Here is a 21,669-nt window from a genome sequence, read left to right as displayed (position 1 = left end):
TGGTAAAAATTATCCAGAAGATGTTGTAAATCAAGCGCATATAAAAGCGCGGCAACTAAACGTAGAACCTGTCTTATTGGGCTTTCCGGCGAGAGTTCAATGGGACAGGTTCCAGAAAACTCAACGTTATTAGATAGATAAGGAATAACCCATGTCAGAACGTTTCCCAAATGACGTGGATCCGATCGAAACTCGCGACTGGCTCCAGGCGATCGAATCGGTCATCCGTGAAGAAGGTGTTGAGCGTGCTCAGTATCTGATCGACCAACTGCTTGCTGAAGCCCGCAAAGGCGGAGTCAACGTAGCCGCAGGCACCGGTATCAGCAACTACATCAACACCATCCCCGTTGAAGAACAACCGGAGTATCCGGGTAATCTGGAACTGGAACGCCGTATTCGTTCAGCTATCCGCTGGAACGCCATCATGACGGTTCTGCGTGCGTCGAAAAAAGACCTCGAACTGGGCGGCCACATGGCGTCCTTCCAGTCTTCCGCAACCATTTATGATGTGTGCTTTAACCACTTCTTCCGTGCACGTAACGAGCAGGATGGCGGCGACCTGGTTTACTTCCAGGGCCACATCTCCCCGGGCGTTTACGCACGTGCTTTCCTGGAAGGTCGTCTGACTCAAGAGCAGCTGGATAACTTCCGTCAGGAAGTTCACGGCAATGGCCTCTCTTCCTATCCGCACCCGAAACTGATGCCGGAATTCTGGCAGTTCCCGACCGTATCTATGGGTCTGGGTCCGATTGGTGCTATTTACCAGGCTAAATTCCTGAAATATCTGGAACACCGTGGCCTGAAAGATACCTCTAAACAGACCGTTTACGCGTTCCTCGGCGACGGTGAAATGGACGAACCGGAATCCAAAGGTGCGATCACCATCGCTACCCGTGAAAAACTGGATAACCTGGTCTTCGTTATCAACTGTAACCTGCAGCGTCTTGACGGCCCGGTCACCGGTAACGGCAAGATCATCAACGAACTGGAAGGCATCTTCGAAGGTGCTGGCTGGAACGTGATCAAAGTGATGTGGGGTAGCCGTTGGGATGAACTGCTGCGTAAAGATACCAGCGGTAAACTGATCCAGCTGATGAACGAAACCGTTGACGGCGACTACCAGACCTTCAAATCGAAAGATGGCGCGTACGTTCGTGAACACTTCTTCGGTAAATATCCTGAAACCGCAGCCCTGGTTGCAGACTGGACTGACGAGCAGATCTGGGCGCTGAACCGTGGTGGTCACGATCCGAAGAAAATCTACGCTGCATTCAAGAAAGCGCAGGAAACCAAAGGCAAAGCGACAGTAATCCTTGCTCATACCATTAAAGGTTACGGCATGGGCGATGCGGCTGAAGGTAAAAACATCGCGCACCAGGTTAAGAAAATGAACATGGACGGCGTGCGTCACATTCGCGACCGTTTCAATGTGCCGGTGTCTGATGCAGATATCGAAAAACTGCCGTACATCACCTTCCCGGAAGGTTCTGAAGAGCATACCTATCTGCACGCTCAGCGTCAGAAGCTGCACGGTTATCTGCCAAGCCGTCAGCCGAACTTCACCGAGAAGCTGGAGCTGCCGAGCCTGCAAGACTTCGGTGCGCTGCTGGAAGAGCAGAGCAAAGAGATCTCTACCACTATCGCTTTCGTTCGCGCCCTGAACGTGATGCTGAAGAACAAGTCGATCAAAGACAGGCTTGTGCCGATCATCGCCGACGAAGCGCGTACTTTCGGTATGGAAGGTCTGTTCCGTCAGATTGGTATTTACAGCCCGAACGGTCAGCAGTACACCCCGCAGGACCGCGAGCAGGTTGCTTACTATAAAGAAGACGAGAAAGGTCAGATTCTGCAGGAAGGGATCAACGAGCTGGGCGCAGGTTGTTCCTGGCTGGCAGCGGCGACCTCTTACAGCACCAACAATCTGCCGATGATTCCGTTCTACATCTATTACTCGATGTTCGGCTTCCAGCGTATCGGCGATCTGTGCTGGGCGGCTGGCGACCAGCAAGCGCGTGGCTTCCTGATCGGCGGTACTTCCGGTCGTACCACCCTGAACGGCGAAGGTCTGCAGCACGAAGATGGTCACAGCCACATTCAGTCGCTGACTATCCCGAACTGTATCTCTTACGACCCGGCTTACGCTTACGAAGTTGCTGTCATCATGCATGACGGTCTGGAGCGTATGTACGGTGAAAAACAAGAGAACGTTTACTACTACATCACCACGCTGAACGAAAACTACCATATGCCGGCAATGCCGGAAGGTGCTGAGGAAGGTATCCGTAAAGGTATCTACAAACTCGAAACCATTGAAGGTAGCAAAGGTAAAGTTCAGCTGCTGGGCTCCGGTTCTATCCTGCGTCACGTCCGTGAAGCAGCACAGATCCTGGCGAAAGAGTACGGCGTAGGTTCTGACGTTTATAGCGTAACGTCCTTCACTGAACTGGCGCGTGATGGTCAGGATTGTGAGCGCTGGAACATGCTGCACCCGCTGGAAACTCCGCGCGTTCCGTATATCGCTCAGGTGATGAACGACGCTCCGGCAGTGGCATCTACCGACTATATGAAACTGTTCGCTGAGCAGGTCCGTACTTACGTACCGGCTGACGACTACCGCGTACTGGGTACTGATGGCTTCGGTCGTTCCGACAGCCGTGAGAACCTGCGTCACCACTTCGAAGTTGATGCTTCCTACGTGGTTGTAGCGGCGCTGGGCGAACTGGCTAAACGTGGCGAAATCGATAAGAAAGTGGTTGCTGACGCAATCGCCAAATTCAACATCGATGCAGATAAAGTTAACCCGCGTCTGGCGTAAGAGGTAAAAGAATAATGGCTATCGAAATCAAAGTACCGGACATCGGGGCTGATGAAGTTGAAATCACCGAGATCCTGGTCAAAGTGGGCGACAAAGTTGAAGCCGAACAGTCGCTGATCACCGTAGAAGGCGACAAAGCCTCTATGGAAGTTCCGTCTCCGCAGGCGGGTATCGTTAAAGAGATCAAAGTCTCTGTTGGCGATAAAACCCAGACCGGCGCACTGATTATGATTTTCGATTCCGCCGACGGTGCAGCAGACGCTGCACCTGCTCAGGCAGAAGAGAAGAAAGAAGCAGCTCCGGCAGCAGTACCCGCGGCTGCGGCAGCAAAAGACGTTAACGTTCCGGATATCGGCAGCGACGAAGTTGAAGTGACCGAAATCCTGGTGAAAGTGGGCGACAAAGTTGAAGCTGAGCAGTCGCTGATCACCGTAGAAGGCGACAAAGCTTCTATGGAAGTTCCGGCTCCGTTTGCTGGCACCGTGAAAGAGATCAAAGTGAACGTGGGTGACAAAGTGTCTACCGGCTCGCTGATTATGGTCTTCGAAGTCGCGGGTGCAGCAGGCGCGGCAGCTCCAGCAGCTAAACAGGAAGCGGCTCCGGCAGCAGCACCAGCGGCTGCAGCTGGCGTGAAAGAAGTTAACGTTCCGGATATCGGCGGTGACGAAGTTGAAGTGACCGAAGTGATGGTGAAAGTGGGCGACAAAGTTGTCGCTGAACAGTCACTGATCACCGTAGAAGGCGACAAAGCTTCTATGGAAGTTCCGGCTCCGTTTGCTGGCGTCGTGAAGGAACTGAAAGTCAACGTTGGCGATAAAGTGAAAACTGGTTCGCTGATTATGATCTTCGAAGTTGAAGGCGCAGCGCCTGCGGCAGCTCCAGCGAAACAGGAAGCGGCAGCGCCGGCTCCGGCAGCAAAAGCTGAAGCCCCGGCAGCAGCACCGGCTGCGAAAGCCGAAGGCAAATCTGAATTTGCTGAAAACGACGCTTACGTTCACGCGACTCCGCTGATCCGCCGTCTGGCACGCGAATTCGGCGTTAACCTGGCGAAAGTGAAGGGCACTGGCCGTAAAGGTCGTATTCTGCGCGAAGACGTTCAGGCTTACGTGAAAGAAGCTATCAAACGTGCAGAAGCGGCTCCGGCAGCGACTGGCGGCGGTATCCCTGGCATGTTGCCGTGGCCGAAGGTGGACTTCAGCAAGTTTGGTGAAATCGAAGAAGTGGAACTGGGCCGCATCCAGAAAATCTCTGGTGCTAACCTGAGCCGTAACTGGGTGATGATCCCGCACGTTACCCACTTCGACAAAACTGATATCACCGAGCTGGAAGCGTTCCGTAAACAGCAGAACGAAGAAGCAGCGAAACGTAAGCTGGATGTGAAGATAACCCCAGTTGTCTTCATCATGAAAGCCGTTGCTGCAGCTCTTGAGCAGATGCCTCGCTTCAACAGTTCGCTGTCGGAAGACGGTCAGCGTCTGACCCTGAAGAAATACATCAACATCGGTGTGGCGGTGGATACCCCGAACGGTCTGGTTGTTCCGGTATTCAAAGACGTCAACAAGAAAGGCATCATCGAGCTGTCTCGCGAGCTGATGACTATTTCTAAGAAAGCGCGTGACGGTAAGCTGACTGCGGGCGAAATGCAGGGCGGTTGCTTTACCATCTCCAGCATCGGCGGCCTGGGTACTACCCACTTCGCGCCGATTGTGAATGCGCCGGAAGTGGCTATCCTCGGCGTTTCCAAGTCCGCGATGGAGCCGGTGTGGAATGGTAAAGAGTTCGTGCCGCGTCTGATGCTGCCGATTTCTCTCTCCTTCGACCACCGCGTGATCGACGGTGCTGATGGTGCCCGTTTCATTACCATCATTAACAACACGCTGTCTGATATTCGCCGTCTGGTGATGTAAATAAAAGAGCCGGCCCAACGGCCGGCTTTTTTCTGGTAATCTCATGAATGTATTGAGATTATTAGCGAATAGACAAATCGGTTGCCGTTTGTTGTTTAAAAATTGTTAACAATTTTGTAAAATACCGACGGATAGAACGACCCGGTGGTGGTTAGGGTATTACTTCACATACCCTATGGATTTCTGGGTGCAGCAAGGTAGCAAGCGCCAGAATCCCCAGGAGCTTACATAAGTAAGTGACTGGGGTGAGGGCGTGAAGCTAACGCCGCTGCGGCCTGAAAGACGACGGGTATGACCGCCGGAGATAAATATATAGAGGTCATGATGAGTACTGAAATCAAAACTCAGGTCGTGGTACTTGGGGCAGGCCCCGCAGGTTACTCCGCTGCCTTCCGTTGCGCTGATTTAGGTCTGGAAACCGTAATCGTAGAACGTTACAACACCCTTGGCGGTGTTTGCCTGAACGTCGGCTGTATCCCTTCTAAAGCACTGCTGCACGTAGCAAAAGTTATCGAAGAAGCCAAAGCGCTGGCTGAACACGGTATCGTCTTCGGCGAACCGAAAACCGATATCGACAAGATTCGTACCTGGAAAGAGAAAGTGATCAATCAGCTGACCGGTGGTCTGGCTGGTATGGCGAAAGGCCGCAAAGTCAAAGTGGTCAACGGTCTGGGTAAATTTACCGGGGCTAACACCCTGGAAGTTGAAGGTGAGAACGGTAAAACCGTGATCAACTTCGACAACGCGATCATTGCAGCGGGTTCTCGCCCGATCCAACTGCCGTTTATTCCGCATGAAGATCCGCGTATCTGGGACTCCACTGACGCGCTGGAACTGAAAGAAGTACCAGAACGCCTGCTGGTAATGGGTGGCGGTATCATCGGTCTGGAAATGGGTACCGTATACCACGCGCTGGGTTCACAGATTGACGTGGTTGAAATGTTCGACCAGGTTATCCCGGCGGCGGACAAAGACATCGTTAAAGTCTTCACCAAGCGTATCAGCAAGAAATTCAACCTGATGCTGGAAACCAAAGTTACCGCCGTTGAAGCGAAAGAAGACGGTATTTATGTGATGATGGAAGGCAAAAAAGCACCCGCTGAACCGCAGCGTTACGACGCCGTACTGGTAGCGATTGGTCGTGTGCCGAACGGTAAAAACCTCGATGCAGGCAAAGCTGGCGTGGAAGTGGACGACCGTGGCTTCATCCGCGTTGACAAACAGCTGCGCACTAACGTGCCGCACATCTTTGCTATCGGCGATATCGTCGGTCAGCCGATGCTGGCACACAAAGGTGTTCACGAAGGTCACGTTGCCGCTGAAGTTATCGCAGGTCAAAAACACTACTTCGATCCGAAAGTTATCCCGTCTATCGCGTACACCGAACCAGAAGTTGCATGGGTGGGGCTGACCGAGAAAGAAGCGAAAGAGAAAGGCATCAGTTACGAAACCGCCACCTTCCCGTGGGCTGCATCTGGCCGTGCTATTGCTTCCGACTGCGCAGACGGTATGACCAAGCTGATTTTCGACAAAGAATCTCACCGTGTGATCGGTGGTGCGATTGTCGGTACCAACGGCGGCGAGCTGCTGGGTGAAATCGGTCTGGCGATCGAAATGGGTTGTGACGCTGAAGACATCGCGCTGACCATCCACGCGCACCCGACTCTGCACGAGTCTGTGGGCCTGGCAGCAGAAGTGTTCGAAGGTAGCATCACCGACCTGCCGAACCCGAAAGCGAAGAAGAAGTAATTCTTCTTGTGCCGGAACATCCGGTAAATTAAGAAGCGGCTGACCAGGCCGCTTCAGATTGTTGATAAAGTGCTCGTTGTTGATGCCGGATGCGGCGTGAACGCCTTATTCGACCTGCAAAATCATGCAAATTCAATATATTGCAGGAGCTATGTAGGCCCGATAAACTTGCGTATCGGGCAATTCGATGTTTGTCATCAGTCTTAAGCGGCTAACTACGCCGCTTTTTTTATGCCTGCAATTTACCTTTCCAGTCTCCTTGTTCCACGCTCAGACAACCGTTCGCGTACCGCTGACCGTTGCTCATTATTCAATCGGGCAGTATGGTTATTGTCGTTCAGACGTTGCGGGCGGCTCTCCTGAATTTTCTCCCGCGCAACTTGACGCTGCTCAGGCGAGGCAGACTGGATACGCTGACGTGCTGCATCTCTTTGCTGTTGATTCTGCGGGCTGGTCTGCATTTTCTCACGGGCCGCCTGACGCTGCTCAGGCGAGGCCGACTGGATACGCTGACGCGCCGCCTCTCTTCGCTGCTGGTTCTGCGGGTTAGTCTGCATTTTCTCGCGAGCCGCCTGGCGCTGTTCAGGCGAGGCAGATTGATAACGCTGACGCGCCGCCTCTCTTCGCTGCTGGTTCTGCGGGTTAGTCTGCATTTTCTCGCGGGCCGCCTGGCGCTGCTCAGGCGAGGCAGACTGATAACGCTGGCGAGCGGTGTCCTTTTGCTGCTGGGTCAGTGGTTGGTGGCGGCTGAACTCGCGGAAGTCGTCATAATTGCCATAGTGTTCCGCTTCATTAAACCGCTGTGCCGCAGCCTGACGCTGGGTATCTCGCGTAGTGACTGGTGCTGCGTGTGTTCGTTGCTGAAACTGACTTGCTGCCGCCTGGCGCTGGCTGTCGCGCGTTGGGGCAGGTAACTGTGTGGCACTCATGCCGCCTTTAACATCGGTTTGGTGAAACCGTTTTGCCATATCCTGATCATGATAAGGCACACCATCGCGGTAGTTTGGATTGTGCCGCCATGCCATATTCTTGTCAGTAAGATGCTCACCAGTAATACGGTTGAAATTGTTGACGTCGATATTGATGTTGTCGCCGTTGTGTTGCCAGCCATTACCGTCACGATGACCGCCATCGTGGTGATTATAATCATCATCGTCATGATGATGATGGTCATGATCGTCATCGTCCCAGTCGATGCTGCTGAATAGTGCATACGTGGTAGCAACGCCCATGCTGTAGCCAAATCCGCGCACGAAGCTGTCAACAAACGGTTCTCCGGCTGGCGGCGGCAGGTAAACCGGCGGATAAGCGGTATTGGCCCAACTGCCGTAAACCACGGTTGGGTTGTAGTTGGGAATATAAACTACATCCGGATTGGCGGGCTCAATGGTTATTACGGTTGGCGCAGGTTCAGCGACGACGGGGCTGGACGTAGAAACGGTATTTGATTGTGTGACAGGGGCGCTGGCGGGCTGATTTGCCGGTACGACTTTTTTCGTTGTCGTGATGACCTTTTGTTCAGTTGATGACTTCAGTGACCCGGTTTGTTGCGCCAGTTGCCGCAAACGTTGTACCGAGTCCATCACATCCTGCGGCTGCGCCAGAAACGCGTCGCCAAGATTTTGTACCCATTGCGGGTTTTCCCCCATCAACGCCATCAATTGCGGAAAAGCCACAAGTGATTTGACGCTGGCGTCCCACGGCTGGTCGGACACTGCCTGAATAGCGGCATCACCTTGCTTGAGCGGGTTGTCGTGCGACCACTGCACGGCCTGGGCGACATTTGCCGGATAGGTCGATGCCATCAGCACCTGCGAAAGCAGAGCGTCGGGATATAGCGCGACGGGCGCGATCCATTGATCGATTTGTGCAATGCTGAATGTAGATTTGACGACGGCAGGCGTTACGGGGGGCGCGGAAACCGTTGCAGGAAGCGTAACTGCGGTGATGTCAGGCGCAGTCTGTTGTGTCGATTGCGGTTCCACAGGTGCTTCCACTGTGCGGCTTTTTATATATAGCCCGGCAGAGGCGGCACAAAGCCCGGCACTGCAAATTAGCGCCAGCACATGGGGTTTAAACGGCAAAGTCATTTTCATAATTCGGATCTCAAGGAAATCGCAATGGTCGGCGAACTGCCACCCGCAGGTGCTGTAAATCTGAGTATAAAGAGGCGGTAGTTTAAATTTTGACTAATCTTGGGATTCGTTGAGAAAGGTGATTATCATCATGCGAATTAACGAAGTTTTTACGGAGGGAAACAATCTCTAGACCATCCTTAACGATTCAGCCACTTTTTTATGTTGCTTTTTTGTAAACAGATTAACACATCGTCAAAATCCTGCTATTCTGCCCGTTGCGGTACTGGGCATTTACCCTACAAACTGCTGTCTCACAGGAGCGTGAAGAGAATCGCCTGCCGCACTATGACAATGAGAGCGAGGAGAACCGTCGTGCTAGAAGAATACCGTAAGCACGTAGCTGAGCGTGCCGCTGAGGGGATTGCGCCCAAACCCCTGGATGCAAACCAAATGGCCGCGCTTGTAGAGCTGCTGAAAAACCCGCCCGCGGGCGAAGAAGAATTCCTGTTAGATCTGTTAACCAACCGTGTTCCCCCTGGCGTCGATGAAGCCGCCTATGTAAAAGCAGGCTTCCTGGCTGCTGTCGCCAAAGGCGAAGCCAAATCCCCACTGCTGACTCCGGAAAAAGCCATCGAACTGCTGGGCACCATGCAGGGTGGTTACAACATTCATCCGCTGATCGACGCGCTGGATGATGCCAAACTGGCACCGATCGCTGCCAAAGCACTGTCCCACACGCTGCTGATGTTCGATAACTTCTATGACGTAGAAGAGAAAGCCAAAGCAGGCAACAAATACGCGAAGCAGGTAATGCAGTCCTGGGCGGATGCCGAATGGTTCCTGAATCGCCCGGCGCTGGCTGAAAAACTGACCGTTACCGTCTTCAAAGTCACTGGCGAAACCAACACCGATGACCTTTCTCCGGCACCGGATGCGTGGTCGCGCCCGGACATCCCATTGCACGCGCTGGCGATGCTGAAAAACGCCCGTGAAGGCATTGAGCCAGACCAGCCAGGCGCTGTTGGTCCGATCAAGCAAATCGAAGCTCTGCAACAGAAAGGTTTCCCGCTGGCGTATGTCGGTGACGTTGTGGGTACGGGTTCTTCGCGTAAATCCGCCACTAACTCCGTACTGTGGTTTATGGGCGATGATATTCCGCATGTGCCGAACAAACGCGGCGGTGGTCTGTGCCTCGGCGGTAAAATTGCACCAATCTTCTTTAACACGATGGAAGACGCGGGGGCACTGCCAATTGAAGTGGACGTCTCTAACCTGAATATGGGCGATGTGATTGACGTTTACCCGTACAAAGGCGAAGTGCGTAACCACGAAACCAACGAGCTGCTGGCGACCTTCGAACTGAAAACCGACGTGCTGATTGATGAAGTGCGTGCTGGTGGTCGTATTCCGCTGATTATCGGGCGTGGCCTGACCACCAAAGCGCGTGAAGCACTTGGTCTGCCGCAGAGCGATGTGTTCCGTCAGGCGAAAGATGTCGCTGAAAGCGACCGTGGCTTCTCGCTGGCGCAGAAAATGGTAGGTCGCGCCTGTGGTGTGAAAGGTATTCGTCCAGGCGCGTACTGTGAACCGAAAATGACTTCTGTAGGTTCCCAGGACACCACCGGCCCGATGACCCGTGATGAACTGAAAGACCTGGCGTGCCTGGGCTTCTCGGCTGACCTAGTGATGCAGTCTTTCTGTCACACTGCGGCGTATCCGAAGCCAGTTGACGTTAACACGCACCACACGCTGCCGGACTTCATTATGAACCGTGGCGGTGTGTCGCTGCGTCCGGGTGACGGCGTAATCCACTCCTGGCTGAACCGTATGCTGCTGCCGGATACCGTCGGTACCGGTGGTGACTCCCATACCCGTTTCCCGATCGGCATCTCTTTCCCTGCGGGTTCTGGTCTGGTGGCATTTGCTGCCGCAACAGGCGTAATGCCGCTGGATATGCCGGAATCTGTTCTGGTGCGCTTCAAAGGCAAGATGCAGCCGGGTATCACCCTGCGCGATCTGGTACACGCCATTCCTCTGTATGCGATCAAACAAGGTCTGCTGACCGTTGAGAAGAAAGGTAAGAAAAACATCTTCTCTGGCCGCATTCTGGAAATTGAAGGTCTGCCGGATCTGAAAGTTGAGCAGGCCTTTGAGCTGACCGATGCGTCCGCCGAGCGTTCTGCCGCTGGTTGTACTATCAAGCTGAACAAAGAACCGATCATCGAATACTTGAACTCCAACATCGTCCTGCTGAAGTGGATGATCGCGGAAGGTTACGGCGATCGTCGTACTCTGGAACGCCGTATTCAGGGCATGGAAAAATGGCTGGCGAATCCTGAGCTGCTGGAAGCCGATGCAGATGCGGAATACGCGGCAGTGATCGACATCGATCTGGCGGATATTAAAGAGCCAATCCTGTGTGCACCTAACGATCCAGATGACGCGCGTCCGCTGTCTGCGGTACAGGGCGAGAAGATCGACGAAGTGTTTATCGGTTCTTGCATGACTAACATCGGTCACTTCCGTGCTGCGGGTAAACTGCTGGATGCGCACAAAGGCCAGTTGCCGACCCGCCTGTGGGTGGCACCGCCAACGCGTATGGACGCCGCGCAGCTGACAGAAGAAGGCTACTACAGCGTCTTCGGTAAGAGCGGTGCGCGTATCGAGATCCCTGGCTGTTCCCTGTGTATGGGTAACCAGGCGCGTGTAGCAGACGGTGCGACGGTGGTTTCCACCTCTACCCGTAACTTCCCGAACCGTCTGGGGACTGGCGCGAACGTCTTCCTGGCTTCTGCGGAACTGGCCGCTGTTGCAGCGCTGATTGGCAAACTGCCGACGCCGGAAGAGTACCAGACCTACGTTGCGCAGGTGGATAAAACTGCCGTTGATACTTACCGTTATCTGAACTTCAACCAGCTTTCTCAGTACACCGAAAAAGCGGACGGGGTGATTTTCCAGACTGCGGTTTAATAAGTAAGCGCACGCGCTGCGCATAAACGACACAATGCCCGGTGAATGTGATTCCCGGGCATTTTTTTATCTCTAAACCACCGTCGCTCCGCTGTTTTTCTCCGATAAGGCTGCGATAATTACATCAATGGCGCAATGCGATTTCGGCGCATTGCCGGGAGCAGAGGAACACACTATGGATTACGAATTTCTGCGCGATATTACCGGAGTGGTAAAGGTGCGCATGTCCATGGGGCATGAAGTGGTCGGGCACTGGTTTAATGAAGAGGTGAAAGAAAACCTGGCCTTGCTTGATGAAGTGGAAGACGCCGCGCGCACGCTCAAAGGTAGCGAACGTTCCTGGCAGCGGGCAGGGCATGAGTACACGCTATGGATGGACGGCGAAGAGGTGATGGTTCGCGCCAATCAACTGGAATTCGCTGGCGATGAAATGGAAGAGGGGATGAACTACTACGACGAAGAGAGCTTGTCGCTGTGCGGCGTTGAGGATTTTCTTCAGGTGGTGGCGGCGTACCGTAATTTCGTGCAGCAGAAGTAGGTAAATCAGGCGGAGCCTCCGTGCTCCGCCAGGGCCGTTAAACGGCAGGCATATTGCGCCCGTAATAAATCTCGCGCATTTCTTTCCACAGCGCAGCGGTAATTTCCTGGCGCTCGCTGTCGGTTAAATCTTCCGGTTTGGTGTGGAACATGTAGTGCTTAAGGTCGAACTCTTTAAGCAACATCTTGGTATGGAAGATATTTTCCTGATAGACGTTTACATCCACCATGTCATACAGCGTCTTTATATCTTCGGACATAAAGTTCTGAATCGAATTAATCTCATGGTCGATAAAGTGCTTCATACCGTTAATGTCGCGGGTAAAGCCGCGCACGCGATAATCAATGGTCACGATATCGGACTCAAGCTGGTGGATCAGGTAATTCAGTGCCTTCAGCGGGGAGATCACGCCGCAGGTAGAGACTTCAATATCGGCGCGGAAGGTACATAAACCGCCTTCAGGATGGCTTTCCGGGTAGGTATGTACGCAAATATGACTTTTATCGAGATGGGCAACGACCGTTTCTGGCAGTGGGCCGGGGTGTTCTGTTTTGTCGATAAGTTTTGGGTCGACCGGTTCTTCGCTCACCAGAATAGTGACGCTGGCACCCTGTGGTTCGTAATCCTGGCGGGCGATGTTAAGAATATTGGCCCCGATAATGGAACAGGTTTCTGACAGGATTTCGGTCAGACGGTTGGCATTATAGAGTTCATCGATATAAGCAATATAACCGTCGCGTTCTTCGGCAGTTTTGGCATAGCAGATATCGTAAATACAAAAACTCAGACTTTTGGTCAGATTATTAAAGCCATGCAGTTTCAGTTTTTTCAATTTCTTATCTTCTCCTTAGAGCGCCTGTGAAGCCAGTGCGTCTTGCAGATACTGAGGTAAGGCAAAAGCTGCCGTATGGACTGCCGGATTGTAATAACGGCATTTCAGGCCAGAGGCGAGAAAACGCGCCTGAATAATTTCGGTTGAGAGATGGCGTAAGGCGTCGTTATCTGTCGCCCATGCAAAGGTCATGATGCCGCCGTAATAGGTCGGGATCGCCGCCTGATAAAAGCCAACGTCGCTGAAGTAATGGCTGAGTTTGCGATGGCTGTCGATGGCCTCTTCCTGCTGTAAAAAGCAGACACCGTTTTGTGCGACGAAGATACCGCCAGGATTCAGGCAACGTTTGCAGCCTTCATAAAATGCTGAGGTGAACAGACTTTCGCCGGGGCCGATAGGATCGGTGCAGTCGGAGATAATGACATCAAAGGTCTGGCTGGTTTGATTCACGAAATTGACGCCATCGTCGATCACCAGCTTAAAGCGCGGATCGTCGTAGCTACCGGCGTTGTGGTTGGGCAAATACTGACGGCAGAACGACACCACGCCCGCGTCGATTTCCACCATCGTGATTGACTCAACGTTTTTATGTCGGGTCACTTCACGCAGCATTGCGCCGTCCCCGCCGCCGATGATCAGCACATGTTTCGCGTGACCGTGGGCCAGTAGTGGAACGTGGGTCATCATCTCATGATAGATAAACTCATCGCGCTCGGTGGTTTGTACTACGCCATCCAGCGCCATTACGCGACCAAATGCGGCGTTCTCAAAAATGATCAGATCCTGGTGATCGGTCTTTTCATGATACAGAACGTTATCTACAGCAAAGTACTGCCCAAACTGGTCGTGTAGCGTTTCATGCCACAGTTTATTTTCGGCCATGGGTTGATACCTCCTTTGTTAACACTCGTAAAAAAAGAGCGCAACATAATAGCTAACATTGACCGTGGTTGCACGGTCAATGTTTCTACAAAAAGGTATCAGGGATTATTTGACGTAGGCAAGCAGGCTTAAGGAATCGCGGGCCAGGGCTTTGCACTTTTTCGCGACGGGAATACCGATACCGCTGAGATCGCGGTAGCTGTCTTCACCGAGGGATTTCATGTCGAAGGTGTCGTAGTTGCTGAGATCCCACTGGTTTTGCTGGGCGAAAAAGACCAGTGCGCGACGAATTTGCCCATTAGGTAAGTTCTGGTAACCACAATCGTTCTTCAGAAAAACAAAAACTGCCGTTAAATCGGCCATATCTTCGGCTTCAGACTCGCTGAGCGCGTAACTGTTTGCGCAAACGGCCATCAGGCTGCCGAATAACACTGTTCTGAAAAACGTCTTCATTGCTTCTACCAGGACTTAAAGAAGATAAACGTTAGCACACTGTGAGCGAGGCGACGACCATTATTGTCGATTAAATTGTGTCTGCGGCTTGACCTTCCCGTAAGGGGAAGGGCTATGCTCAACGTTTGATTTTGTTTCGCCTGCTTGAGAATAAGGAAATAACTATGCAACGCCGTGATTTCTTAAAATATTCCGTCGCGCTGGGCGTGGCTTCGGCTTTGCCGCTGTGGAGTCGAACAGTTTTTGCCGCAGAACGTCCAACACTGCCGATCCCCGAACTCCTCACTTCTGATGTTCGTGGCCGCATAAGATTATCGATCATGCCAGGTCAGTCCACCTTTGCCGGGAAAACGGCGACCACCTGGGGCTATAACGGTAATCTGTTAGGGCCTGCGGTGAAGTTGCAGCGCGGTAAAGCCGTGACGGTTGATATCAATAACCAACTGGCGGAAGAGACGACGTTGCACTGGCACGGGCTGGAAGTGCCGGGAGAAGTGGACGGCGGCCCGCAGGGAATTATTCCGCCAGGCGGTCAACGCACGGTGACGCTGAACGTCGATCAACCTGCCGCTACTTGCTGGTTCCATCCGCATCAGCACGGCAAAACCGGGCGTCAGGTGGCGATGGGGCTGGCAGGTCTGGTGGTGATTGAAGATGACGAGATCCTGAAATTAATGCTGCCAAAACAGTGGGGTATCGATGATGTTCCGGTGATCGTTCAGGATAAAAAATTTAACGCCGACGGACAGATTGATTATCAACTGGATGTGATGACCGCCGCCGTGGGCTGGTTTGGTGATACGTTGCTGACCAACGGTGCAATCTACCCGCAACACGCCGCCCCGCGGGGTTGGCTGCGCTTGCGTTTGCTTAATGGTTGTAATGCCCGCTCGCTCAATTTCGCCACCAGCGACAATCGCCCGCTGTATGTGATTGCCAGCGACGGTGGTCTGCTGCCTGAACCGGTGAAGGTGAGCGAGCTGCCCGTGCTGATGGGCGAGCGTTTCGAAGTGCTGGTGGAGGTTAACGACAACAAACCATTTGACCTGGTGACGTTGCCAGTCAGCCAGATGGGGATGGCGATCGCGCCTTTTGATAAGCCGCATCCGGTAATGCGGATTCAGCCGATTGCCATTAGTGCCTCTGGTGCTTTGCCAGACACATTAAGTAGCCTGCCTGCGTTACCTTCTCTGGAGGGGCTGACGGTACGCAAGCTGCAACTCTCTATGGACCCGATGCTCGATATGATGGGTATGCAGATGCTGATGGAGAAATATGGCGATCAGGCGATGGCCGGGATGGATCACAGCCAGATGATGGGCCATATGGGGCATGGCAATATGAATCATATGAACCACGGCGGGAAGTTCGATTTCCACCATGCCAATAAAATCAACGGTCAGGCGTTTGATATGAACAAGCCGATGTTTGCGGCGGCGAAAGGGCAGTACGAACGTTGGGTTATCTCTGGCGTGGGTGACATGATGCTGCATCCGTTCCATATTCACGGCACGCAGTTCCGTATCTTGTCAGAAAATGGCAAACCGCCAGCGACGCATCGCGCAGGCTGGAAAGATACCGTTAAGGTAGAAGGTAATGTCAGCGAAGTACTGGTGAAGTTTAATCACGATGCACCGAAAGAGCATGCTTATATGGCGCACTGCCATCTGCTGGAGCATGAAGATACGGGGATGATGTTAGGGTTTACGGTATAAAAAGACCGTAATCGGAAATATGCCCGGATCTCTCCGGGCATTATGGTTACTTCACATCATCCGGCAGCGCATAAGCGACAATATAATCGCCCATTTTTGTGCCAAATGAACCGTGACCGCCTGCGGAGATCACCACATACTGCTTGCCATTCACTTCGTAGGTCATCGGCGTTGCCTGACCACCCGCTGGTAAACGACCCTGCCACAGTTTTTCACCGTTGCTCATGTTGTAAGCGCGCAGGTAGTTATCTGCCGTAGCGGCAATAAACAGCACGTTACCCGCCGTGGAGATAGGCCCGCCCAGCATCGGCATACCCATATTGAACGGCACCGGAACCGGCATCGGGAACGGCATGCTGTCCTGCGGCGTACCAATACGTTTCTTCCACACCACTTCGTTGGTTTTCAGATCCAGCGCCGAGATATAACCCCATGCTGGCTGTTTACATGGCAGACCAAACGGTGAGAGGAACGGGTTGAGCGTGACGCCATACGGCACACCGTACTGCGGCTGAATGCCGGATTCCGTACCCGTGCCTTTGGCATCTTTCGGCTGCTCCATCGGGTTGCCAGGACCGCGTGGGATCAGTTTCGAAACAAACGGCAGTGCCATTGGGTTGGCAATCGCCACTTCACGATTCGGATCAACGGAAATCCCGCCCCATTCGAACATCCCCAGGTTACCCGGGAAGACCAGCGTACCCTGTTCAGATGGCGGGGTGAAAATGCCTTCATAGCGCATCTGGTGGAACATCACGCGGCACACCAGCTGGTCAAACATGGTGGCGCCCCACATATCCGCACCGCTCAAATCTTTCGTCGGACGGAAGCTCAGTTCCGAGAATGGTTGAGTAGGGGTAACGTAATCGCCTTTCGCTGCACCTTGTGGCACTGGTTTTTCCGGGGCCGGAACCACCAGTTCACCATTACGGCGATCGAGCACAAAAATGTTGCCGGTTTTCGCCGGAGCATAAATGACCGGAACTTTCTGACCATTGACGGTGATATCCGCGAGCGTCGGCTGTGCCGGAAGATCCATATCCCACAGGTCGTGGTGAACGGTCTGGTAGCTCCACGCCAGTTTTCCGGTGGTGGCATTCAGCGCCAGAATCGAGCTGGCATAACGTTCCTGTTCCGGTGTGCGGTTACCGCCCCAGATATCTGGTGTGGTCACGCCCATTGGCAGATAGACCAGATCCAGCTTCGCGTCATAGGCAGCAGGTGCCCACGAGTTGGGTGAGTTAAAGGTAAAGGTGTGTTCGTCAGACGGGATTGCGTTCGGATCTTTCGCGCCCGGATCAAAAGCCCACAACAGCTCCCCGGTGTTGACATCAAAACCACGGATCGCGCCAGACGTTTCGCGGGTTGAGAAGTTGTCGGTAACTGAACCGGCCATCACGATGGTTTTATCGGTGATAATCGGCGGAGAAGTCGGCTCATACAGACCCGGTTTGGTGTCCGGCATATTGCTTTGCAGATTGAGCACGCCTTTATTGGCGAAGGTTTCGCACAGCTTGCCGTTTTCAGCGTTGAGTGCAATCAGGCGACCATCATTGACCGGAAGAATGATACGACGCGGGCAATCCGCCATCACTTCCGGCGAAGCAGTTTCAGCTTTGGCTTCATGATAAGAGACGCCACGGCAGGTTACGTGTTGGAAAGACTCGTTGGTTTTCAGCTCAGGATCGTAATGCCATTTCTCTTTGCCGCTGGCGGCATCGAGCGCAAACAGACGCTGGTGAGCGGTACACAGGTAAAGGGTGTCGCCCACTTTAATCGGCGTCACTTCATTGGTGATTTCGCCCGGATCGTTCGGCTGCTTCACATCGCCAGTACGGAACACCCAGGCTTCTTTCAGATTATGGACGTTATCGGCGTTAATTTGTTTCAGTGGTGAAAAGCGTTGACCTTCCTGATTGCGGCCATAGGCAGGCCAGTCCTGATCGGCAACGGGAGAAATGGCTTCTGCTGGTGTGGTATCGACGCTTAAAGTGCCGTTGATTTCTTGCGGATCGTGAAATCCGGCCCAGGTGAGGATACCGCCGCTAATCAACAGTGCGACTAACAGCGCAGCAACTGCGCCGCCAGAAGGAATAACCAGGCGACGCCAGACAAACGGCAGGATCAGCCAGATGCCGAAGAAGACCAGAATGTCGCTGCGCGGAGTCAGCGCCCAGAAGTCGAAACCAACTTCCCAGACGCCCCAAATCATAGTGCCGAGCAGCAGAGCGGCATACAGCCAAAGCGCGGCACGTTTACTGCGCCACAGCATCCAGGCGACGCCGAGCATCACAAGGCCAGCGATAGGGTAGTACCAGGAGCCGCCAATCGCGACCAGCCAGCCTCCGCCAATGAGTAGATACAGCCCGCAAAGCGCTGCAAATAGGGCTGTTAGCGTGACGAGTAATCGTCGCGAGCCTGTATTGTTAATTGCCATAAAGAAACACCATTTCAATTCATTAATATTTTAGTAGCAATTAATTATAGGTTTTAACATGTGTGATCGTCATCACAATTTGAGCTTTATTAACAGATTCCGCGAATGAATAGTTTTACTGGTATACTGCATGTCTTGCGCTTTGTTGCGGTGCTGAATCCCGCCCGTGCGAAGTGATTTGTTTTTAAATCATATGGTTAGATATATGAAACATACTGTAGAAGTAATGATCCCCGAAGCGGAGATTAAAGCGCGTATCGCCGAACTGGGTCGTCAGATTACTGAGCGTTACAAAGACAGCGGCAGCGATATGGTGCTGGTAGGTCTGCTGCGTGGCTCATTTATGTTTATGGCGGACCTGTGCCGTGAAGTTCAGGTATCTCATGAAGTCGATTTTATGACCGCCTCCAGCTACGGTAGCGGCATGTCCACCACCCGTGATGTGAAAATCCTCAAAGATCTGGATGAAGATATCCGTGGCAAGGACGTGCTGATTGTTGAAGATATCATCGACTCGGGGAATACACTGTCGAAAGTGCGTGAAATCTTAAGCCTGCGTGAACCGAAGTCGCTGGCGATTTGTACGCTGCTGGATAAACCGTCCCGTCGTGAAGTGAACGTCCCGGTAGAATTTATCGGTTTCTCGATCCCGGATGAGTTTGTGGTGGGTTACGGCATTGATTACGCACAGCGTTACCGTCATCTGCCATATATCGGCAAAGTGATTCTGCTGGACGAGTAAGTGTGAAGTTGCCGGATGTGTTGCATCCGGCATGGCATATTTATTTGTGGTTGGCGTGTTTCAGCTTGAGGTTGGAAATCCCGTGACGGTAACGTTGCTCAAGGGTTTCGCGGTTGGTGGCAGTAACATCCAGATCACGCAGCAAGCCGTCGTGAATGCCGTAGGCCCAGCCGTGAATGGTCACTTTCTGCCCGCGTTTCCACGCTGATTGCATAATGGTGGAGTGGCCCAGGTTATACACCTGTTCCATGACGTTCAGTTCACACAAGGTATCCAGACGGCGCTCTGGCGGCATTTCGCCGAGCAATGAGCTATGTTTGAACCAGATATCGCGGATGTGCAGCAGCCAGTTGTTGATAAGCCCCAGTTCCGGGTTTTCAACTGCGGCTTGTACGCCGCCGCAACCGTAGTGGCCACAGATAATAATGTGTTCAACTTCGAGAACATCCACTGCATACTGAACCACGGAAAGGCAGTTCAGGTCGGTGTGAATGACCAGGTTAGCAACATTACGGTGAACAAAGAGTTCGCCCGGCTCAAGACCGGTTAAACGTTCTGCAGGAACGCGACTGTCGGAACATCCAATCCATAGAAAGCGCGGTTTTTGCGCTTGTGCCAGTTTCTCAAAAAACCCGGGATCCTCTTCCACCAGCATTTTTGACCATAGTGCATTATTGCTGATGAGTGTATCTATGTCTTTCATGGAGGTTAACGACCTGTAACCAAATAATTACGTTTGGCTAATATAGGGCAACTCCGGGACGATTTAAACCACAGATAAAGTGTAAGAACGTAAGGTAAGTAAAAATTTATGACCATTGCACTGGAACTTCAACAGCTTAAAAAAACCTATCCAGGCGGCGTTCAGGCGCTTCGTGGGATAGATTTGCAAGTCGAAGCGGGTGATTTTTATGCGCTTCTCGGGCCGAACGGGGCCGGAAAATCAACCACTATCGGTATTATCAGCTCTCTGGTAAATAAAACCTCCGGGCGGGTCAGCGTATTTGGTTACGATCTTGAAAAAGATGTCGTCAACGCTAAACGTCAGTTGGGACTGGTGCCACAGGAATTTAACTTCAACCCGTTTGAAACCGTACAGCAAATTGTGGTGAATCAGGCGGGGTACTACGGTGTAGAGCGCAAAGAAGCGTACATCCGCAGCGAAAAGTATCTTAAGCAACTCGATTTGTGGGGAAAGCGTAACGAACGTGCGCGCATGTTATCTGGCGGGATGAAACGTCGTTTAATGATCGCCCGTGCGTTAATGCATGAACCTAAACTACTGATTCTGGACGAACCGACCGCAGGCGTAGATATTGAACTTCGCCGCTCAATGTGGGGCTTTTTGAAGGATTTAAACGACAAAGGCACCACCATTATTCTTACCACGCATTACCTGGAAGAAGCAGAAATGCTGTGCCGCAATATCGGCATTATTCAACACGGCGAACTGGTGGAAAATACCTCGATGAAGGCGCTGCTGGCGAAGCTGAAATCAGAAACCTTTATTCTCGATCTCGCACCGAAAAGCCCGTTACCGAAACTCGATGGCTATCAGTATCGACTGGTGGATACCGCGACGCTGGAAGTTGAAGTGCTGCGTGAGCAGGGGATCAACAGCGTATTCACGCAGTTAAGTGAGCAGGGCATTCAGGTATTAAGTATGCGTAACAAAGCTAACCGTCTGGAAGAGTTGTTTGTTTCACTGGTTAATGAAAAACAAGGAGATCGCACATGATGCATCTTTACTGGGTGGCGTTAAAAAGCATCTGGGCGAAAGAGATCCATCGCTTTATGCGTATCTGGATACAGACGCTGGTGCCACCGGTTATCACCATGACCCTTTACTTTATCATCTTCGGTAACCTGATTGGTTCGCGTATTGGCGATATGCATGGCTTCAGCTATATGCAGTTCATTGTTCCGGGGCTGATCATGATGTCGGTAATCACCAATGCCTACGCCAACGTCGCTTCATCATTTTTTGGCGCCAAGTTCCAGCGTAATATTGAAGAACTGCTGGTCGCTCCGGTTCCGACTCACGTCATTATTGCCGGATATGTCGGCGGTGGCGTAGCGCGCGGACTGCTTGTTGGTATGCTGGTGACAGCAATTTCGCTGTTCTTTGTACCGTTTCAGGTGCATTCGTGGGTATTTGTCGCTTTAACGCTGGTGCTCACGGCGGTGTTGTTCTCTCTTGCCGGATTGCTTAATGGTGTGTTTGCCAAAACGTTTGATGACATCAGCCTGGTACCAACCTTTGTGTTAACGCCACTCACGTATTTGGGCGGGGTGTTTTACTCACTGACCTTGTTGCCACCGTTCTGGCAGGGGCTGTCGCATCTCAACCCAATCGTTTATATGATCAGTGGATTCCGCTACGGCTTCCTCGGCATTAATGATGTGCCGCTGGTTACTACTTTTGGTGTGCTGGTTATTTTTATTATTGCGTTTTATCTGATCTGCTGGTCGCTGATCCAGCGCGGACGCGGTCTGCGCAGCTAAGGCTAGTTCCTCTCCTCTGGATTCGGGGGAGAGGAGTTTTGACGAC

Annotated in this window: 15 protein-coding genes; 9 read left to right on the top strand and 6 right to left on the bottom strand. The window is 52.5% G+C overall.

Going from position 1 to position 21,669, the window contains the following annotated elements; all coding sequences use genetic code 11:
• Positions 1–151 precede the first annotated feature (151 nt).
• The 3 genes from aceE (at position 152) to lpdA (ending at position 6,471) form a co-directional block, all read left to right on the top strand.
• Positions 152–2,815, top strand: a complete 2,664-nt coding sequence (gene aceE / locus FEK66_RS03270; protein WP_130204947.1) for a pyruvate dehydrogenase (acetyl-transferring), homodimeric type — start codon at positions 152–154, stop codon at positions 2,813–2,815.
• 14 nt (positions 2,816–2,829) lie between these two features.
• Positions 2,830–4,722 carry a pyruvate dehydrogenase complex dihydrolipoyllysine-residue acetyltransferase gene (gene aceF, locus FEK66_RS03265; RefSeq protein WP_135493463.1) on the top strand — a complete coding sequence of 631 codons (1,893 nt, stop codon included), beginning with the start codon at positions 2,830–2,832 and terminating at the stop codon, positions 4,720–4,722.
• 324 nt (positions 4,723–5,046) lie between these two features.
• Positions 5,047–6,471, top strand: a complete 1,425-nt coding sequence (gene lpdA / locus FEK66_RS03260; protein ID WP_135493487.1) for a dihydrolipoyl dehydrogenase — start codon at positions 5,047–5,049, stop codon at positions 6,469–6,471.
• A 242-nt stretch (positions 6,472–6,713) separates the two neighbouring features.
• Here the strand turns inward: lpdA and FEK66_RS03255 are convergent, their stop codons facing one another.
• Entirely contained in the window at positions 6,714–8,567 is a 1,854-nt protein-coding gene (locus FEK66_RS03255) for a DUF3300 domain-containing protein (protein ID WP_138211411.1), read from the bottom strand.
• A 354-nt stretch (positions 8,568–8,921) separates the two neighbouring features.
• Here FEK66_RS03255 and acnB point away from each other — a divergent pair, with 354 nt between their 5' ends.
• Both acnB and yacL read left to right on the top strand, forming a co-directional pair.
• Entirely contained in the window at positions 8,922–11,519 is a 2,598-nt protein-coding gene (gene acnB, locus FEK66_RS03250) for a bifunctional aconitate hydratase 2/2-methylisocitrate dehydratase (RefSeq protein ID WP_130204951.1), read from the top strand.
• Between the two features lie 175 nt (positions 11,520–11,694).
• Complete coding sequence (gene yacL / locus FEK66_RS03245; RefSeq protein ID WP_000384304.1) at positions 11,695–12,057, top strand: protein YacL; 363 nt, start codon at positions 11,695–11,697, stop codon at positions 12,055–12,057.
• Between the two features lie 37 nt (positions 12,058–12,094).
• Here the strand turns inward: yacL and speD are convergent, their stop codons facing one another.
• The 3 genes from speD to FEK66_RS03230 all read right to left on the bottom strand — a co-directional run bounded on the left by speD (position 12,095) and on the right by FEK66_RS03230 (position 14,224).
• Entirely contained in the window at positions 12,095–12,889 is a 795-nt protein-coding gene (gene speD, locus FEK66_RS03240) for an adenosylmethionine decarboxylase (RefSeq protein WP_130260722.1), read from the bottom strand.
• Between the two features lie 15 nt (positions 12,890–12,904).
• Positions 12,905–13,771: a polyamine aminopropyltransferase gene (speE, locus tag FEK66_RS03235; protein WP_135493465.1), complete on the bottom strand. Its 867-nt coding sequence runs from the start codon at positions 13,769–13,771 to the stop codon at positions 12,905–12,907.
• Positions 13,772–13,876: 105 nt separating this feature from the next.
• A complete protein-coding gene (locus FEK66_RS03230) occupies positions 13,877–14,224 on the bottom strand; it encodes a YacC family pilotin-like protein (protein ID WP_000846617.1) in 348 nt (115 codons plus the stop codon).
• Positions 14,225–14,388: 164 nt separating this feature from the next.
• Here FEK66_RS03230 and cueO point away from each other — a divergent pair, with 164 nt between their 5' ends.
• Entirely contained in the window at positions 14,389–15,939 is a 1,551-nt protein-coding gene (gene cueO / locus FEK66_RS03225; RefSeq protein ID WP_131161236.1) for a multicopper oxidase CueO, read from the top strand.
• 46 nt (positions 15,940–15,985) lie between these two features.
• Here the strand turns inward: cueO and gcd are convergent, their stop codons facing one another.
• Positions 15,986–18,376 (bottom strand): quinoprotein glucose dehydrogenase, encoded by a 2,391-nt coding sequence (gene gcd / locus FEK66_RS03220; RefSeq protein WP_135493466.1) that lies wholly within the window; start codon positions 18,374–18,376, stop codon positions 15,986–15,988.
• Positions 18,377–18,581: 205 nt separating this feature from the next.
• Here gcd and hpt point away from each other — a divergent pair, with 205 nt between their 5' ends.
• A complete protein-coding gene (hpt, locus tag FEK66_RS03215) occupies positions 18,582–19,118 on the top strand; it encodes a hypoxanthine phosphoribosyltransferase (protein ID WP_000683335.1) in 537 nt (178 codons plus the stop codon).
• 40 nt (positions 19,119–19,158) lie between these two features.
• On the opposite strand, the gene can is transcribed toward hpt, so the two are convergent.
• Positions 19,159–19,821, bottom strand: coding sequence for a carbonate dehydratase (gene can / locus FEK66_RS03210; protein ID WP_130204959.1), 663 nt, complete (start codon positions 19,819–19,821; stop codon positions 19,159–19,161).
• Positions 19,822–19,929: 108 nt separating this feature from the next.
• On the opposite strand from can, the gene FEK66_RS03205 reads away from it, so the two are divergent.
• Both FEK66_RS03205 and FEK66_RS03200 read left to right on the top strand, forming a co-directional pair.
• Complete coding sequence (locus FEK66_RS03205; protein ID WP_000150638.1) at positions 19,930–20,856, top strand: ABC transporter ATP-binding protein; 927 nt, start codon at positions 19,930–19,932, stop codon at positions 20,854–20,856.
• Complete coding sequence (locus tag FEK66_RS03200) at positions 20,853–21,623, top strand: ABC transporter permease (protein ID WP_064525104.1); 771 nt, start codon at positions 20,853–20,855, stop codon at positions 21,621–21,623. Before FEK66_RS03205 ends, FEK66_RS03200 begins: the two co-directional genes overlap by 4 nt.
• Positions 21,624–21,669 lie beyond the last annotated feature (46 nt).

It is taken from the genome of Escherichia sp. E1130 (assembly GCF_005781065.1).
Lineage (GTDB): Bacteria > Pseudomonadota > Gammaproteobacteria > Enterobacterales > Enterobacteriaceae > Escherichia.
The sequence above is the reverse complement of the archived record's forward strand: the minus strand, read 5'-3'. Positions and strand labels throughout refer to the sequence as shown.